The organism is Bacillus altitudinis 41KF2b (genome assembly GCF_000691145.1).
GTDB classification, from domain to species: Bacteria; Bacillota; Bacilli; order Bacillales; family Bacillaceae; genus Bacillus; species Bacillus altitudinis.
On record NZ_ASJC01000003.1, the window covers coordinates 89169 to 107387 of the forward strand.

Consider the following 18219-nt stretch of genomic DNA (forward strand, 5'->3'; position numbering starts at 1 on the left):
CAATTATCGATTATCTTTAGATTTTCCTTTGAACAAGTGAATATGTTCTAGTGCTTTCCCTGTTCCGATCGCCACACAGTCAAGCGGATCTTCAGCAATAATGACCGGCATTTTTGTTTCATCACTAATGACTTTGTCAAGATTACGTAGCAATGCACCGCCGCCTGTTAACACAATTCCACGGTCCATAATATCTGCTGCTAGCTCAGGTGGCGTTTTTTCAAGTGTCATTTTGACCGCATCGACAATTGTTTCCACCGTATCGCGAAGCGCTTTTGCAATTTCTTCTGCTGTAATAGAGATCGTTTTTGGCAGACCTGTTAAAAGGTCACGGCCGCGAATGTCCATCTCATCATGTACGTCAGGCTGCGCAGAACCGATTTCCATTTTAATCGCTTCTGACGTACGATCACCAATCATAAGATTATACGTTTTACGAATGTAGCTGCTAATCGCATCATCCATCTCGTCTCCTGCAACACGGATCGATTGAGATGTCACAATACCGCCAAGTGAAATAATGGCTACTTCTGTTGTACCGCCGCCAATATCTACAACCATGCTTCCAGTTGGCTCCCATACAGGAAGGTTAGCACCGATTGCCGCAGCAAATGGCTCTTCAATAGGGTATGCGTCACGAGCACCAGCTTGTCTTGTTGCATCAATGACTGCACGCTCTTCGACTGCTGTAATACCAGATGGTACACACACCATCACGTACGGTTTACGAGCAAAAAGCCCTTTACCTTTTAATGCTTGATTAATGTAATATTTCATCATTGTTGCTGTCGTCTCGTAGTCTGCAATGACTCCGTCTTTCATTGGGCGCAGTGCCACAACATTACCAGGTGTACGACCGATCATGTTTCTAGCGTCATTTCCAACCGCCACTATAGACTTCGTATCAGTTTCCAAAGCTACGACCGAAGGTTCTCTCACAACAATGCCTTTTCCTTTAATAAAAACAAGCGTATTCGCTGTTCCAAGATCTATTCCAAGGTCTTTTGTACCAATTCCAAACATATGTATGTATCTTCCTTTCTTAAACCAAAATTCCCTTTAGGGAAAAACTCATAAACTCTATTATATCGTAAAACATTGAAAAAAAAAGTGTTACAAATACCCTTTTTCCTTCAAACTCACAAATTTTTGATCACCGATCACTAGATGATCAAGCAGCTGTATTCCAATCAGCTTCCCACATTCAAAAAGTCGCTGTGTGACTTCAATATCTTCCCTGCTGGGCGTCGGATCTCCAGATGGATGGTTGTGCACACATATAAATGAAGCGGCCGAACGTTTAAAGGCCTCTTTAAAAATTTCGCGCGGGTGAACAATCGACGAATTTAGACTTCCGATAAACACAGTATGTTTATGAAGAACTTGATTTTTGGTATTGAGATAAAGACAAACGAAATTCTCCTGCGTCAAAAATCTCATATCTTCCATCACAAAATTCGCACCATCCTCCGGCGTGCGGATCACATAACGATTGTCCGTCGTTTGATGGTGTAATCTAGTGCCGAGTTCTAAAGCAGCTAAAAGAGAGATCGCCTTCGCTTTTCCAACTCCTCGAATCTTTGACAATTCTTCAATCGAAGCTTCCTTCACAGAACGAAGACCACCAAATGTTTGTAAAAGTCTTGCGGACACTTGAAGAACTGATTCCTTTTTTGTGCCTGTTCTCAAAAGAATCGCGACAAGTTCATGGTTTGATAAGCTGCTTGGGCCATATTTGACAAATCGTTCGCGCGGCTTTTCATCATGAGGAAAATGCTTCAGCAGCATAGGGAAATGATTCAAGATCTACACTCCTTTTTTGATTCCTTCCCGTCATCAAAAAGGGGTGATACCAAATGTTTCAAGCACTCTGACTGTTTTAGCAATAGGGAGTCCTACAACGGAAAAATAATCACCGTCTATTTTTTGTACAAACAGGGCACCTTTTCCTTGAATGCCGTAGCTTCCAGCTTTATCAAGAGGCTCACCGGTTTCAATATAGCGGTCTATTTCATCTTGTGTAAGCGGCCAAAATGTCACGTCTGTCTGTTCATAAAATGTTTCTTTTCTATTCTCTGATTGAATCGTGACACCAGTCAAGACTTGATGTGTCTTACCTGACAATAATTGAAGCATTGAGGCTGCATCTTCCTTGTCTTTTGGCTTTCCAAGACATTTGCCATCAATTGCAACAATTGTATCTGCACCAATGATCACAGCTTTGGGATGTATTTTTTGAATATCATTTGCTTTTTGTTCTGCCAACCATTGGACGTTCTCAGCAGGAGAAAGGTTTCGATTTATTTCTTCTTTTAAATCACTTGCTTGAATGTCATAAGAAAACCCTGCTAAATCAAGCAATTCTTTTCTTCTAGGTGATTGAGATGCGAGTATTAACTGGTTCATGTTTGTTCATCCTTTCAGGGTTTAGCCTAAGAAGTAAGATACCCATTCATCCTATCAAATGAATATCTTACCGACAATTGACGAAAATGCCATTTTCATGTTCCTACATCATTATGTTGGAAGCAAAAGAAAAAAACTAGTCATTTTTTGACTAGTTTGGCTGTTAAAAACATGATTTTACGTATTTAGTTGATCTAATAGCGCTTGCTGAGATTTCCAGCCATTTTCAGCAGATGGGTCATTTAAAAGCTGAACAGCTTTCAGCAAACTGCTTTTAGCTGGTGCGTCGGTTGTTTTGGCATTTTCGAGTTCAGAAATCAGCTGAGTGACTTCTTTTTGATCCACATCATCTCCTGCAATCATCTTAGAGGATAAGACAGATGCCTTCTCTATTAAACCTGTCAGCTCATCCGGCACTTGAAACGAGAGCTCTTTTCCTCCCCATGCTTCAAAGTGCTGATCGATCAATTTTTTCCCAACGGCACTTGTCATGCCTTGTTCTGTGGCAAGTCCGGCAATCACATAATATCCATCATCCATTGATACCTTTTTACCTGCATATCCTGCCTCTTTTAAACTGTCAACTAAGTCATCTGCTCCTTTTTCAGAAGAAAACTTTCCAGCCTGCACCACAAAGGTTGAAAAATGACCTGATGCACTTTTTTCACCTTCATTGTCCTTTGACGTATCTGCAAGATCAGCCGGTGGTGCATCTCCCCCAGCTTTCGCCGAAGGCCCGCTTCCAGATGCTGAGACGCTGATATGATCGCCTCCTGATGGATTGGCAGATCCATCTTTACTTAAACTTAGTGCAAATACACCGAGGCCTGTCCCTAGAACGACTGCAAACACAATCGTTGTCATCACTCGTTTGAAGGGACCGCGGTTTTTACTGAACTTCTGTTCAAAAGAACCTTTTTTCTTTTGATAGGGTGTGACGACCTTTGGATCCGAATGATAAATGTGATCTGCTGCATCGTCCCATTGAAAATCTTCTTCTTTCGGTTTGGACGGTTCCTCCTCGGAAGCGGCTGTCTCCTGTTCAGACTTCCTCTTTTCCTCCCAGTTCGAAAACGTCACTTGATCCTCTTGCTGTTTTTGAGGTTGATGATCTTCTCCATGCAGCATTTCTTCCTTGCCATTAATATTGACCTTTAACCCTTGTTTTTTTGCCTGCCTTTTTTTCACTGTCATTCCCCGCTTTCTGACATTGTTTGTAAGAAAGACCTTTCTGTCCAATGAAATAGCGCGAATGTAACCCGTCCTTCTTTCTGTTTCACACTTTAACATAGCCAATAAAAAAAAGAACAAGACTTTTGTCGGCAGGTTCAAAAAGTGTTCGCCAATTTTCTCATCCGAAAAAATCGCGAATTGGGTTTAACAGATCACCACAAAAAAGATAAAACCAGAAAGAACAAGCGATGGCAGGAACAAAAGGCAAGGGTTCATTTGCCTTGTAAGAAAACACCTTTGCGTAAACCATTCCCGTGACAGACGAAAGAAAAAGAATGATCAGAAATGGCTTAAATCCGAAGCAAAATGCAAGCACACCAAATAGTTTGACATCCGCTCCCCCCATACTATTTGGCTTGAAATGTTCTAAACTATAAAACAAAAGAAGACAAATAAGAAGAGATGCCGCTCCTTCCCACCAAATAAAAAGTGGTTCTAGCATGCGGTATATGACGAAAAGAGGAAAAAAGAAGAGAAAGAGCTCGTTGGGTACTCTCATATAAAAAAGATCGCTCACGACAGCAATCACGAATAAACTACATAGACTCACAAGAAAAAGGCCCTCAAAAGAGAAACCAGCATGTCTATAAACGAGTAAAAAAAGGCCGCCTGTCAACAGCTCAAACAGTGGATAAAGCAAAGAGAGCCGGGTTCCACAATGCTTACATGACCCTTTCAATACAATATAAGAAACAAGCGGGAGCATGTCGTGAAAAGAAAGCGGCTCTTTACAAGCTCCGCAGTGTGATCGAGGAAAAAGAATGGATCGCTTCATCGGAAGCCTCTCACCAACTAGATGAAAAAATGACCCCATGGCCATGCCTGTGAAAAACATAAAAAAATCAATCAAATTAGGTGACTCCTTCCGGAAATAGAATAGACCGGATTGTACCATAGCGATTCACCTTTGATCACCTTGCGAAAAAGTGATTTTCCCCCTCTCCTACATATCAAAAGAAAAAAGACGCGCATTGCATAGAAGCAATTTGCGTCTTTTCCTTACTGTAAAATACGACTTCGTACATCTGAGATAAAATAAAGGGAACCTGTCACCAGAATCATTGCTGAAGGGTCATCTCTTTTCTTCTGAATGAAGTCAAGCACTGCACGAGGGTCTTCATCAAACGATTTTGCTTCTAAATGACTGCAATCATAAAGCTTTTCCGCTGATTCAGCTCTTGGAAAGTCAAAGGAAACAAAATGAATCGATGAACTAATCCTTTCAAGCTTTTCGATCATTTGTTTGTAAGGTTTATCTTTTAAGGCACTAAAACATACATGAACCTGTTTACTAGAAAAATGAGCTTGTACAGTTTCAATTAAACGGTCCATTCCTTCTTCGTTATGAGCACCATCTAAATAAACAAGAGGCTGATCTTGGATCTTTTCAAATCTTCCAGCCCACACCGCTTGCCGAATTCCTTCATACACTTGCTCATTTAGCACATGGATATATCCTTCTTGCTCCAGCCATTCGATCAGTAGAACGGCAAGGGAGGCGTTCTGCCTTTGATGCGTTCCGATTAACCCTGTCTCTAGCTGCGAGTACTCCCTTTTTGGGGTAGTGAATGTGAAGCGTTCTCCTGTTTCAGTCGGCTGCTGGTCCTTAAAGGTACAAGTATCATGTAACGAGATAAACGGCGCATTTTTTTCTTCGGCTTTGTGTTGAATCACAGTAAGAGCTTCCGCTTGATGAACGGCCGTGATCATTGGAATCCCAGCTTTAATAATGCCAGCTTTTTCTGCTGCAATCTGATCAAGTGTGTCGCCTAAAATGGCCATATGATCGTGACCAATCGACGTAATTGCTGTTAAGATGGGCGCTGCCACATTTGTAGAATCAAGTCTTCCGCCAAGCCCTGTTTCCAAGAGGACAAAGTCTACTTGGTGCACATGGGCAAAATAAGCAAACGCACATGCTGTAATGATCTCAAACTCTGTTGCTGCACCAAGCTCTGTATCATCTAATTCATCAACTAAAGGCTTGATTTCGTTCGCCAAACTCAACCACTCTTCGTCCAAAATCGGCTCCCCATTAACACTAATTCGTTCATTGAACGTTAAAATAAATGGCGAGGTGAAGGTTCCAACTGAATAGCCCGCTGACTGTAAAATGGATCGCGTAAATGCAATCGTTGATCCTTTTCCATTTGTTCCAGCTACATGCACCGCTCTTATTTTTTGTTCAGGATGGTCTAGTCTGTCCATCAGCCATTTCATTCGTTCAAGTCCCGGTTTGACACCGAAAGCGAGTCTGCTATGAATCCATTCAATGGCTTCATGATAGGTTGTAAACAATGTCATCTCTCATTTCATACGAAATTTTCAAAAAAGACGACTCCAATTCATTAGGAGCCGTCTTTTCACTCTTATGCTTTCAGCTCTTCAATACGCTTTTGAACAGCTTCGCGTTTTGCGACATAATCACGTTCTTTCGCACGCTCTTCTTCTACGACACTTTCAGGTGCTTTTTTCATAAAGCCTTCATTGCCAAGCTTTTTCTGAACTCGTTCCACTTCTTTTGTCAGTTTATCAAGCTCTTTTTGCAGACGGGCAATTTCTTCGTCTAAATTGATTAAACCTTCAAGCGGAAGAATGAGCTCTGCTCCAGAAATAACTGCTGTCATCGCTTTATCACTAGCAGGAACATCCGTGCCAATTTCAAGCACACTTGGATTCGTAAAGCGTTCAATATATGAACGGTTCTTCTCTAAACGTTCCTGTACATCAGATGTGGATGCTTTGATATATAGCTCAACTTGTTTGCTCATTGGTGTGTTGACTTCACTGCGAATATTACGAACAGAACGAATCAGTTCAACAAGCAGCTTCATGTCAGCAGAAGCTTGTTCGTTGGAAAGCTCCGGCTTCACTTCAGGCCATGCCGCTACAGTAATGGACTCACCTTCATGAGGTAGATGCTGCCAGATTTCTTCTGTTAAGAACGGCATAAACGGATGTAGAAGTCTCATCGTTTGATCTAATACATACGCAAGGATCGAACGAGTCGTTTTCTTCGCCGCTTCATCTTCTCCATAAAGCGGAAGTTTCGCCATTTCAATGTACCAATCACAGAAATCATCCCAAATGAAGTTGTATAAATGTCTGCCCACTTCACCAAATTCATACTTATCAGCAAGCTGTGTGACACTTTCAATCGTTTCATTTAGTCGTGTTAAAATCCATTGATCAGCGACTGATTTTTCTCCTGTCAAATCAAGCTCATCGTACGTTAAACCATCCATATTCATTAAAGCAAAACGGGATGCGTTCCAAATTTTGTTCGCAAAGTTCCAAGTGGATTCAACCTTTTCAAAGCTAAAACGTAAATCTTGACCTGGAGAGCTTCCAGTCGCTAAGAAATATCTCAGTGAATCCGCACCGTATTTGTCGATGACCTCCATTGGATCAATTCCGTTGCCAAGTGACTTACTCATTTTACGCCCTTGTTCATCGCGAATAAGACCGTGAATGAGGACATCTTTAAATGGTTTTTCTCCTGTGAATTCAAGACCTTGGAAGATCATGCGAGAGACCCAGAAGAAGATGATGTCATAGCCTGTAACAAGCAGGTTTGTTGGATAGTAGCGCTTGAAGTCTTCACTGTCTGCATCCGGCCAGCCCATTGTAGAGAAAGGCCAAAGCGCTGAACTAAACCATGTATCAAGCACATCGTTATCCTGTTCCCAGTTCTCTATATCTTCTGGCGCTTCCAGTCCCACGTATACTTCCTTCGTTTCTTTATGATACCAAGCCGGGATGCGGTGTCCCCACCATAGCTGACGAGAAATACACCAGTCACGGATATTTTCCATCCAGTGTAAATACGTCTTTTCAAATCGGTCTGGAACAAATTGAACTTGCTCATCACCTTTTTGCAGATTGATGGCTTCATCTGCGAGCGGCTGCATTTTCACAAACCATTGTGTTGATAAATATGGCTCCACTACAGCGCCACTGCGCTCACTGTGACCAACTGAATGCATGTGGTCCTCAATTTTGAACAAAATGCCTTCTTCTTGAAGATCTTTCACAAGCTGTTTACGACATTCGAAGCGGTCCATTCCTTTGTATTGAAGTGCGTTTCCATTCATTGTGCCATCTTCATTCATCACAAGAATGCGCTCTAGGTTATGACGGTTTCCAAGCTCGAAGTCATTCGGGTCATGAGCCGGCGTAATTTTTACAGCTCCTGATCCAAATTCCATATCGACATAGTCATCCCCGACGATTGGAATCTCTCGGCCTGTAATTGGTAAAACAACTGTTTTCCCAATCAAATGCTGATAGCGTTCATCTTCAGGATGTACAGCGACTGCTGTATCTCCCAGCATCGTTTCAGGTCTTGTTGTCGCAATTTCAATCGAACCTGATCCATCTGCAAGCGGATATCTCAAGTGATAAAACGCACCTTGCACATCCTTGTAGATGACTTCAATATCAGAAAGGGCCGTTTTTGTTGCTGGGTCCCAGTTAATGATGTATTCTCCGCGATAGATCAATCCTTTTTCATACAATTGAACAAACACTTGGCGGACCGCTTTATTCAAGCCTTCATCTAATGTGAAACGCTCACGCGAATAGTCTAGACCTAGACCCATTTTCGCCCACTGGCTGCGAATAAAATCGGCATACTCTTCTTTCCATTTCCACGTTTCTTCTACAAATTTTTCACGTCCGAGATCATAGCGGCTCACACCTTCTTCGCGAAGCTTCGCCTCTACCTTGGCTTGTGTTGCAATACCCGCATGATCCATTCCTGGCAGCCATAAAACATCATAGCCCTGCATCCGTTTCATACGAGTCACGATGTCTTGAAGAGTTGAATCCCAAGCATGCCCTAAGTGTAATTTTCCTGTCACGTTTGGTGGAGGAATGACGACTGTATATGGATCTTTCGTTTTGTCATTTTGTGCTTCGAAGAATTTCCCTTCAAGCCAGTACGTATAGCGGTCTTTTTCAATCGCATTTGGATCGTACTTTGTTGGCATTTCTTGATTATTTGTTTCCATTTGTGTTACCTCCACATTTTTTCGGCTGATGAAACATAAAAAAAGCCTTCTCATCCTTATAAAAGGACGAAAAAGCTTTTTCGCGGTACCACCTTTTTTCACGAAACACTTAGACGTGTCCCGTACTCTCTAAAGGATAACGGGGATCTCCCGAATTTCTCTACTACATGTTTCAAGAAATTAAGCTCACAGGCGACCTTCCAAACAAGTGCATCCTAGAAAACCTTTCAGCTATTGGTTTCCCTCTCTTTAGGGTCTTGCTCGTACTCTTCCTGATCCACGCTTACGATATATCACGTTCATCAGCTTATACTCATCTTTTATTAATATTACTAAATGCCTTTTGTTTTCGTCAATCATCTTTTCCGCTTTTCTTCTTCTTTATACAAATTGGGCAGGCACCCTTTGCCTCTTTGCCCATATGATAATAACAAAATAAAGAAGGAGGGCGTTTTATTTTGAAAAAGATCAATCCTTACACACTCCCCCCATGGCTTAGACAAATTCGGGCAGTTGCCTCCCAAGTCGTTCTCCCGATTGCCATATTTCAAGGCTTTCGCACGATCATTTTTCCTACAACATTTGACGTCCTCATCTTAGGAATTCTTATATTTCTCGCCTGTGCCTTTCACCTTGATTGGTTTTAAGAGAGCTGAAAGCTGCAGGCTCACTCTTATGTATCGATTACCCCATGTTAGACATTTGACAGCAAACAACCTCGTCACTCTTCTGATGACGAGGCATTTTGTTCTTCTTCAAGGCGTCTAGCCTGCTCAATTTCGTGTATTTTCATGACGGTCGGCTCAGAATTTTTCATTTGCCAATACGCCCTTAACAGCTCCTGACAACTTTCCATCTCATCCTGTCCGCCTGCTTCATAGGCTTTCACCGTATCAAACAAACCCTGCGGATAAGCGAGGTAGCTCAAGAACAAATGAATCTCTTCCTCACGAAGTTTATTTCCCTTTTGATACGTATAAAACAAAGATGTGCATTCAGGACAAGGAGTAGGGTAGGTTTTGAATGTGCGATAGTAAAAGGTCAAAAGGTCATATATGGGGGTAGCCTTTTTGGACCGCTCAAAATTGGTGAAATGTCCTGTACCTACATCATTGTACAAAAAGTGATGGATTGACAATTGCCCATGGTTTAACACAATACGTGTCGCCTCTTGGTCTTTCATTTCCTCATGCCAATCCTCTAAACGTTCAAGTGCAAATTCACTTGCAGACATCGCTTCTGAAAAGTACATAGCAGCAGCCAGCTCAAATGGCGACATATACCATGTTTGTTCTGCCCGCTCGATAAATCGTTCATACATGTCTTTCTCTGTTTCCCATTTGCTTTTCATTTGGGTGTAGTGAGCCTCTATTTCCTGCTCTGTAATGTCCATCATGACTTCTGTTCGTTTATGAAGTCTTGCAATCTCTTGAAATAAATATTCATGTTTATCGTCCTGCTCTTCTCTCTTTTCATTCGTCAGCCATGGCATAAGGTAATACGTGTACTGGCTTTCTCGTTGATTTGAGAAAAAGGAACCGCTCTTCGTGCGATAAATCGGCACAAAGGAGCGATAGCCTTTTGATTCTAGTTCAAGCATTTGCTCTGTAAATTGCATGTGTCGATGGGGTTTTACTCGCTTTAGTGCAAATACGCCCTGCTTTGTATACACTCTAACGACTGCTGGACTGACAGGTTCGATATATTCAGCCTCAAGCCCATATTCGTATAGGACAGATTGGATTTCATCCACGTTCTCTCACCACATTTTCTCGGTCCATCATCTCATACTATGCATTGCTTTTTTGATATTCAGGAATATAAAGAATCTGCCCTTCTTCAAGCTCTGCATCCACCGACAATGAATTCGTTCGAAGGAGCTGCTGCACATTCAACTGATATCGCTCACAAATACGATCGACCGTATCTTCTTGCTGAACTATACATATTTTCATGCGAGAAAAATCTTCCTCCTCCTGCTTAGCGAACAGCTTCGTTAAATAAAGAGAATTCTCACTGCCAGACGCTTCTCTCTGGTCATGTTCAAACTCCTCAGCTTCTTGAGCTGATTCATACACCTTTGGTGCTTCACGTTCATATAATCGTTCGAACTGATAGCTGTCATCCCGCTCTTCCTGCGTCTGTTCCATCTGATAAGCAGGTGATTCAAAGGCTGGATAAGCTGGCGGCTCTTCTTCTTCCTTGCTCTCTGCTTCAGGGTCTTTCCTCACTTCCACCTCAAAGAACGTATCATCCCGCTCCTCTTCTTCTAACAGCTTAGGCGGGTCAAAGAATGGCGGCTCTTGAACTTGAGTTTCTGGGAAGGAACGATACCCAAGCGCCACGGCTTCTTCTTCCTCATATTCCTCCTCTTCTTCTGCTTCTTCCACCATCACCGTCTCGATGTCTATTTCATCCTCTTCTTGTTCAGTTCGCGCTTCATGTTGCAAAACGGCCTGCTGTTCTGCATTTTCTTCACGCTCTTCACGTGGCAGCATTTCTTGCTCTTCATATTCAGACTGCGCCTGATATTCATAAGTGACATCGCCATATTCCTCTTCAGCACGATGGACAAATTCATATGGCTCTTCTACAAGCGGTTCAGGCGTTCCTTCATCTAACAGACCTTCAATGGCCAAATCAGCCTGAATCGTGAGCAAACGGCTTTCTGTCAGCTGGTAATCAAATGCATCAATAAACACAAATACATCATTTAAATGACTAATTTTGTTCTTGGGGATCGTGATATCCACCGGAAATTGATGCAGCAGCTCAGCCGTTCCGTCCTCTCTTACCTTCACCTCATCAGCCTGCCTGTATGATGCATAGGAACTGGATTCACCCATTAGCTCCTCTTGATTTATGTTGTATTCTCCTGTTAGCTCGAGTGAACCTCTAATGGAAACATAATCATTCACTTCTTGAACGAGAATGTCAGGATCGAGAGAAATTGACAGCAGCTCACTGACTTCCTGTCCGTTTTTGAAATAAATGGACTCTTCTACCGAAAACTGTAATCGATTGTTTTGAGACAAGTCGGTGTCCTCCTTTCATCTAATCCTTCAAAATAAAATTAGATGTCAATACAGGTGTATGAAGGAGGCAGTGAAAATATGATTGGTTTTATGCAAAGCAAAAAGCCGATATGTCTCCATATCGGCTTTTGGTTACTGAGCTAATTTTTGAAATACCTTTTCAACTGTCTCAATTGTATACTCGATGTCTTCATCCGTATGAGCAGTTGATAGGAACAGCCCTTCGAATTGTGAAGGTGGAAGGAAGATGCCGTGATCAGCCATTTCCTTGTAGAATTCAGCGAATAAAGCAAGGTCAGCTGTTTTCGCTGTATCGTAATTGACGACTTGTTCGTTTGTAAAGAAGAATCCAATCATGGAACCTGCACGGTTAAATGTTAATGGAATCCCATGTGCTTTCGCCGCTTTTGAAATACCTTCTTCCAAACGATCTCCTTTGCGTCTAAACTCTTCATAAGACTCAGGTGTCAGCTGTTTTAATGTTTCAAGACCTGCTGTCATCGCAAGCGGGTTACCGGATAACGTTCCTGCTTGATAAATCGGGCCGCTTGGCGCAATTTGTCTCATAATGTCCGCTCTACCGCCATAAGCACCAACTGGCAGGCCGCCTCCGATGACTTTACCAAGACATGTCAGATCAGGCGTAATGCCAAAATAGCCTTGGGCACAATGATAATCCACACGGAAGCCTGTCATGACCTCATCAAAAATGAGTAAAGAGCCATATTGCTCGGTGATGTCTCTCAATCCTTGCAAGAAACCTTCTTGCGGAGGGACAACCCCCATATTTCCTGCAACTGGTTCTACAATGACACCTGCAATGTCGTCTCCAAATTCTTCAAAAGCGACTTTGATGCTTTCTAAATCATTGTATGGAACGGTGATCGTATTGCTTGCTGTACCTTCAGGGACACCAGGGCTATCCGGAAGTCCAAGCGTTGCCACACCCGAACCAGCTTTAATAAGCAAAGAATCACCGTGGCCATGATAACAGCCTTCAAATTTCACAATTTTGTTTCTGCCTGTAAAACCACGTGCTAGACGAAGCGCACTCATCGTCGCCTCTGTTCCAGAGCTGACCATACGAATGACCTCAATAGAAGGAACTCGTTCTGATACAAGCTTAGCTAATTCATTTTCAACTAAAGTAGAAGCACCGAAGCTTGTACCATGTTCAGCTACTCGCTGAATGCTTTCAACCACACGGTCATTCGTATGCCCTAAAATAAGCGGTCCCCACGATAAGACATAATCAATATATTCATTTCCGTCAATATCGTATATTTTTGCGCCTTTTCCTCGTTCCATAAAAATCGGGTCTGTATTGACTGATTTAAATGCGCGCACAGGGCTGTTCACACCACCCGGCATTAACTGCTGCGCTTCTTTAAATGCTTGCTTTGACTTTTCATAGCTACGTCCCATTTCAACGTCCTCCTGTCTATCCGTTCTTTATTCTGAGAGCCATTTTGCTGCATCTTTTGCATGATACGTAATGATTAATTCTGCGCCTGCACGTTTCATGCTAGTCAGCATTTCAAGAACAAGCTCTTTTTCAGAAATCCACCCATTTTGAGCTGCTGCTTTCACCATTGCATACTCTCCGCTCACATTGTACGCAACAACAGGAAGTGTAAATTCATTTTTCACATCACGCATGATATCTAAGTATGAAAGTGACGGCTTCACGATCAGGAAGTCAGCGCCTTCTTCTACATCAGACTGCGCTTCTCTCAGTGCTTCTAAGCGGTTTGCAGGGTCCATTTGATACGTTTTACGATCTCCAAACTGCGGTGTGCTATGCGCCGCATCACGAAACGGACCGTAAAAAGCACTTGCATATTTCACAGCATATGACATGACAGGCACATGAACAAAGCCGGCCTCATCAAGCGCCTCACGAATTGCGATAACAAAGCCATCCATCATGTTTGATGGAGCAATGATATCTGCACCTGCACGAGCCTGACTGACAGCGGTTTTCGCTAAGAGCTGAAGAGATTCATCATTTAAAATTTCTCCATCTTCAACGATTCCGCAATGTCCGTGATCTGTATATTGGCATAAGCAAGTATCAGCAATGACCACAAGCTCAGGGAAATGCTTTTTGATTTCAAGCGTTGCTCTTTGAACAATCCCATGATCGTGATAAGCTTCACTGCCTACATGGTCTTTATGGTCTGGTACCCCAAAAACAATGATAGATTTAATCCCAAGGTCAACAAGCTCTTGGACTTCTTCTTTCACAAGATCAACTGAAATGTGATAGACACCCGGCATTGAAGGGACTTCTTTCCGGACATTCTCTCCCTCTACAAAAAAGATCGGATAAATGAAATCAGAGGGTCTTAAAAATGTTTCTCTCACCAATTCTCTCATTCCTGCGCTTGTACGCAATCTGCGGTGTCTGTTAAATTTCATCATTGGTTCAACTTCCTTTCAGATAAACGGCACATCAAATCAAGCATCCCGTCTATCGTATAAGTATCTGGGGTTTCAGAAGAAATCCCGTATTGAAGCAGTGCCTCTTGTGTAAGAGGACCGATGCTCACAAAACATGTGTCTGATGCAGCTAATCTATCGATATCAGCCTCCATGGCGTGCATAAAAGAATGAACAGTGGAGGAGCTTGTAAATGTAATAAAATCAAATGATTGCTCCATCATTGCCGACTTGAGTGCGATAATTCCGTCCTCATCCTTCACTGTTTCATATATAATCCACTCTTTTACATCAATGCCAAGCGGAACGAGGGTATTCTTCACCACATCTCGTGACAGGTGGCCTTTTGCTACAAAGACACATTCTTCTGGGTTTACATGTTCAATTAAAGCATCTGCCAGTTCTTCTGCTATAAATCGCTCTGGAACCACATCCACTTTTAGGCCGTGCTGCATCAGATAGGCAGATGTTTTTTCACCTACAGCCGCCACTTTCAAGTGGGATAAGCTTTGATGTAATTGATGCTTCTCTATATAACTAAGAAAAAAAGACGCACCATTTACACTCGTAAACACAAGCCAATGGCTTGCTTCTAAGTCTTCTAAAAATGCCTTCGCTTTTTCTTTTGTCAGCGTTGGTTCAAACCTGATAAGAGAGGTTAAAACAGCATGGCCGTTCAGCGCTTCAATTTTCTGCTGAAACGCACCCGCTTGACGTTCATTTCGAGTGACAAGCACCGTCTGTCCGTAAAGCGATTTGGCTATCGTCATTGGGAGGACAGATCCTTTTTCACCTTGTCGATCAAATCCTTTGCTCCCTTATCCGCCATTTGCTTCGCACATGCTGTTCCGATTGCCTCAGGGTCAGTACCTGTTACGGTTTCTCGAATAATCGTATGCCCATCCGCAGATGCCACAAGACCTGTCAATTCAATTTCATCACGCTCATTCATCGTTGCATAACCAGCGATCGGCACTTGACAGCTTCCATCCATTTGCTTAAGGAAGGCTCTTTCAGCAAGGACCGTTTTCTTTGTATACTCATTTGTGAATTGAGCTAACAGCTGCAATAGCTCTTCGTCATCTCCCCGGCATTCTATCGACAATGCGCCCTGCCCCACAGCAGGAAGGCAAGTATCAGGAGCTAAAAATTCCGACACGACTTCTTGACTCCAGCCCATTCTAGACAATCCGGCAGCCGCTAGAATAATCGCATCATATTCTTCATTTTTCAGTTTTTCGAGTCTCGTATCAATGTTTCCACGGATCCATTTAATCTCAAGATCTGGTCTCTCCTGAAGAAGCTGTGCACTGCGCCGTAAGCTGCTCGTTCCCACAACCGCTCCCTTTGGTAGTTCATGAAGACGGAGATGATCCTTTGAAATCAATGCATCCCTCACATCTTCACGCTCAGGAATACATCCGATGACTAAACCTTCCGGAAGAGAAGCCGGCATATCTTTCATGCTGTGTACTGCCATATCGATGTCATGGTTCAGCATTGCCTGTTCAATCTCTTTAACAAACAGACCTTTTCCGCCAACCTTTGATAAGGTCACATCTAAAATTTGATCACCCTTTGTCACAATCTCTTTAATTTCAAAAGAATAAGAAGGGTTTAGTTCAGACAACTTTTGAATGACCCATTTTGTTTGTGTAATCGCAAGTTTGCTTCGTCTAGAACCTACTTTAATTGTACGCATTACGTCTTCCTCCCGACAATGCCCTTAAGACTCATCATTATTGAAACCAATGAAAGGTTGATAAGCTACCAAGCAGAAAATAATTGATCATCAGCACAAGAAATGAAGCGACATTCCATCGCGCCACGATTTTGCCCTGCATATTTCTCACCAGTCTAATGTATAAGTAAAAGCCGTATAAAAACAGCATAATAAACGAACCGAGCACCTTTGCATCTGTCCAGTACAACGTATCATACGAGATATATGCCCATATAATGCCAAGAATTAAACTAAGCAAGAGCATCGGCACGCCAATAATATTTAAGACATACGCCATGTGATCAAGCTTTGATAAATCTTCAATTCTCAAAAGCCATTTTCCCCATTTTTTCTTTTTCAGCAAACGATATTGAAATAGATAGAGGAGTGAAAAAGCAAATGAAAGTGAAAAAGCGCCGTATGATAAAATGGCCATCGTAATATGAATGACGAGCAGCTCACTCGTCAGCTTTCCCGTCAGTTCGGCAGAATGAAGATCGGATGGTGTAAAGGTGTGAATCGCCATCATGGAAAAACCAATCACATTTGTAAAAAAGACAATAAATTCAACGCGTAATACTTTTGTCAAAACAAGTGACAATGTCACAAGCACCCACGTATAAAAATATAACCCCTCTGCTACATTCAACACAGGGAATCGGTCTGTTTCCATCATAATATAAAACATGTAGACTGTTTGCAGCAGCCAGACAATAGAAAGCAACCAGAAAGCCATTTTTCCAGCCTTCCGGTTGTGTTGAAGAAAATCTATGAAATAGAACAAGACACTGAGTGCATAGATCAAGGTCGTCGCTTCACCTAGTCTCGCTACAATGGATTCCATCATCGCCTAATCACTCACTGGCAACTGTAGCAAGGCCTTGTGCCATATTTGTTTTAAACAGCTGAAACGCCCCTTGCTCCACCTGCATCGGCTCTGCCTTTTGCTCTTCATCTTCAACCTGTAAATCAAAGATTTCTTTAAAGAGTAAAAGTTTTTCCTCTGCATTCGGCTCCCCGGCAATTTCTTTGGCCTTTAAGATAGGATCTTTCAGCATTTGATTGATGATGCTTTTCGTATGTTTATTTAACAGCTTCATTTCACGATTTGTGAGGTTTGGAAGCTTTCGTTCGATGCTTTGCATCGTATCCGCTTGAATCGAGAGTGCTTTTTCTCTTAAAGCAGAAATCACAGGAACCACTCCGAGCGTATTAAGCCATTGCTTAAATTCCACAATTTCAGCTTCGATGAGAAGCTCCACCTCTTCAGCTACTGCACGGCGCTCTTTCAGGTTAGCTGCCACAATGCCCTCAAGGTCATCAATGTCATACAAAAAAGCACCTTCTACTTCAGAAATAGCTGGATCTAAATCACGTGGTACTGCAATATCCACCATGAATAGAGGTCTGCCTTTTCTCTGTTTGTTCGCTTTTTCGACCATTTCCTTTGTGATCACAAATTGTTTAGCCCCAGTAGAGCTAATTAAAATATCCGCTTCAGATAAAGTTTTTTCTAATTGATTCAAGCTCTTAGGCTCTCCTGAAAAGCGGCCGGCCAGTTCTTTGGCCTTTTCGAACGTTCGATTGATGACTGTTACCTGGCCAATTCCTTGACCTTGAAGGTTTTGAGCCGCCAGCTCGCCCATTTTACCCGCACCAAGAATAAGGACATGTTTATCAGAAAGACGTCCAAAGATTTTTTTGGCAAGCTCCACTGCCGCATAGCTGACAGATACAGCATTAGACGCAATATCTGTTTCCGCATGAGAGCGTTTCGCAACTGTTACCGCCTGCTTAAACAAATAATTGAAAACGGTACCAATGGTCTTCTCCTCTTGAGCGACTTTAAAGCTTGAGCGCACTTGACCGAGTATTTGTGTTTCACCAATGACCATAGAATCAAGTCCACAGGCAACCCGGAATAAATGCTCAACCGCTCCATCATTTTCATAAAACTTCAAATATGGAGAGACATCTTCTTTTTCTAAACCGAACCAATCTGCTAAAAATCTTTTTATATAAAACCGACCAGTATGAAGCTGATCTACAACTGCGTAGATCTCTGTTCGATTACATGTTGAGATGACGATATTCTCTAGAATGCTTTTTTCTTCTTTAAGCTTGGACATCGCTGTTCCGAGCTCGCTCGGTTCAAAGCTCAGCTGTTCCCGTATCTCAACAGGGGCTGTTTTATAATCTAAACCCACAACAAGAATATGCATAACTTCAGCTTGCACCCCCAACGCCCTGTCTAATTTATAATAATTACAATATAGAATTTATTATTTATAATGATTATAACATATATTCATTTTTAACTGGATAAAAATTGTGAACAGATTTCAAAAATGTTGTGATATAGTAGAAA

Annotated in this window: 16 protein-coding genes and 1 other annotated feature; of the genes, 1 reads left to right on the forward strand and 15 read right to left on the reverse strand. The window is 42.2% G+C overall.

Annotated features, from left to right (window positions below; genetic code table 11):
• Positions 1 to 3: 3 nt before the first annotated feature.
• The 7 genes from BA79_RS06700 to BA79_RS06730 form a co-directional block, all read right to left on the reverse strand.
• Positions 4 to 1023, reverse strand: coding sequence for a rod shape-determining protein (locus BA79_RS06700; RefSeq protein WP_007501538.1), 1020 nt, complete (start codon positions 1021 to 1023; stop codon positions 4 to 6).
• A gap of 90 nt (positions 1024 to 1113) precedes the next feature.
• On the reverse strand, positions 1114 to 1788 hold the full coding sequence (gene radC / locus BA79_RS06705; RefSeq protein WP_026050121.1) for a RadC family protein: 675 nt from the start codon (positions 1786 to 1788) through the stop codon (positions 1114 to 1116).
• A gap of 48 nt (positions 1789 to 1836) precedes the next feature.
• Positions 1837 to 2406, reverse strand: coding sequence for a Maf family protein (locus BA79_RS06710; RefSeq protein ID WP_007501543.1), 570 nt, complete (start codon positions 2404 to 2406; stop codon positions 1837 to 1839).
• A gap of 177 nt (positions 2407 to 2583) precedes the next feature.
• Positions 2584 to 3600 carry an SPOR domain-containing protein gene (locus tag BA79_RS06715; RefSeq protein WP_035702168.1) on the reverse strand — a complete coding sequence of 339 codons (1017 nt, stop codon included), beginning with the start codon at positions 3598 to 3600 and terminating at the stop codon, positions 2584 to 2586.
• Between the two features lie 157 nt (positions 3601 to 3757).
• Positions 3758 to 4489 carry a prepilin peptidase gene (locus tag BA79_RS06720; RefSeq protein WP_035701749.1) on the reverse strand — a complete coding sequence of 244 codons (732 nt, stop codon included), beginning with the start codon at positions 4487 to 4489 and terminating at the stop codon, positions 3758 to 3760.
• A 149-nt stretch (positions 4490 to 4638) separates the two neighbouring features.
• Entirely contained in the window at positions 4639 to 5943 is a 1305-nt protein-coding gene (locus BA79_RS06725) for a bifunctional folylpolyglutamate synthase/dihydrofolate synthase (protein ID WP_035701752.1), read from the reverse strand.
• A gap of 65 nt (positions 5944 to 6008) precedes the next feature.
• Positions 6009 to 8651 (reverse strand): valine--tRNA ligase, encoded by a 2643-nt coding sequence (locus BA79_RS06730; protein ID WP_025207725.1) that lies wholly within the window; start codon positions 8649 to 8651, stop codon positions 6009 to 6011.
• 59 nt (positions 8652 to 8710) lie between these two features.
• Positions 8711 to 8940: a binding site (T-box leader), on the reverse strand.
• A gap of 169 nt (positions 8941 to 9109) precedes the next feature.
• Here BA79_RS06730 and BA79_RS06735 point away from each other — a divergent pair.
• Positions 9110 to 9298, forward strand: a complete 189-nt coding sequence (locus BA79_RS06735) for a hypothetical protein (protein ID WP_003216497.1) — start codon at positions 9110 to 9112, stop codon at positions 9296 to 9298.
• A 74-nt stretch (positions 9299 to 9372) separates the two neighbouring features.
• Here BA79_RS06735 and ysxE read toward each other — a convergent pair whose 3' ends face one another.
• The 8 genes from ysxE to hemA all read right to left on the reverse strand — a co-directional run bounded on the left by ysxE (position 9373) and on the right by hemA (position 18073).
• Positions 9373 to 10404 carry a spore coat protein YsxE gene (gene ysxE / locus BA79_RS06740; RefSeq protein WP_035701755.1) on the reverse strand — a complete coding sequence of 344 codons (1032 nt, stop codon included), beginning with the start codon at positions 10402 to 10404 and terminating at the stop codon, positions 9373 to 9375.
• Positions 10405 to 10441: 37 nt separating this feature from the next.
• Entirely contained in the window at positions 10442 to 11686 is a 1245-nt protein-coding gene (locus tag BA79_RS06745) for a LysM peptidoglycan-binding domain-containing protein (protein WP_035701757.1), read from the reverse strand.
• A 132-nt stretch (positions 11687 to 11818) separates the two neighbouring features.
• Positions 11819 to 13111 carry a glutamate-1-semialdehyde 2,1-aminomutase gene (hemL, locus tag BA79_RS06750; RefSeq protein ID WP_008342821.1) on the reverse strand — a complete coding sequence of 431 codons (1293 nt, stop codon included), beginning with the start codon at positions 13109 to 13111 and terminating at the stop codon, positions 11819 to 11821.
• Positions 13112 to 13138: 27 nt separating this feature from the next.
• Entirely contained in the window at positions 13139 to 14110 is a 972-nt protein-coding gene (gene hemB / locus BA79_RS06755; RefSeq protein WP_007501555.1) for a porphobilinogen synthase, read from the reverse strand.
• Positions 14107 to 14898: a uroporphyrinogen-III synthase gene (locus BA79_RS06760; RefSeq protein ID WP_035701760.1), complete on the reverse strand. Its 792-nt coding sequence runs from the start codon at positions 14896 to 14898 to the stop codon at positions 14107 to 14109. Before BA79_RS06760 ends, hemB begins: the two co-directional genes overlap by 4 nt.
• Entirely contained in the window at positions 14895 to 15830 is a 936-nt protein-coding gene (hemC, locus tag BA79_RS06765) for a hydroxymethylbilane synthase (RefSeq protein WP_035701763.1), read from the reverse strand. The genes BA79_RS06760 and hemC overlap by 4 nt, the downstream gene beginning before the upstream one ends.
• A 37-nt stretch (positions 15831 to 15867) precedes the next feature.
• Positions 15868 to 16698, reverse strand: a complete 831-nt coding sequence (locus BA79_RS06770) for a cytochrome c biogenesis protein (RefSeq protein ID WP_007501558.1) — start codon at positions 16696 to 16698, stop codon at positions 15868 to 15870.
• Between the two features lie 7 nt (positions 16699 to 16705).
• The gene (hemA, locus tag BA79_RS06775; RefSeq protein ID WP_024718410.1) at positions 16706 to 18073 is read right to left on the reverse strand and encodes a glutamyl-tRNA reductase; all 1368 of its coding nucleotides are present in this window, start codon (positions 18071 to 18073) and stop codon (positions 16706 to 16708) included.
• Positions 18074 to 18219 lie beyond the last annotated feature (146 nt).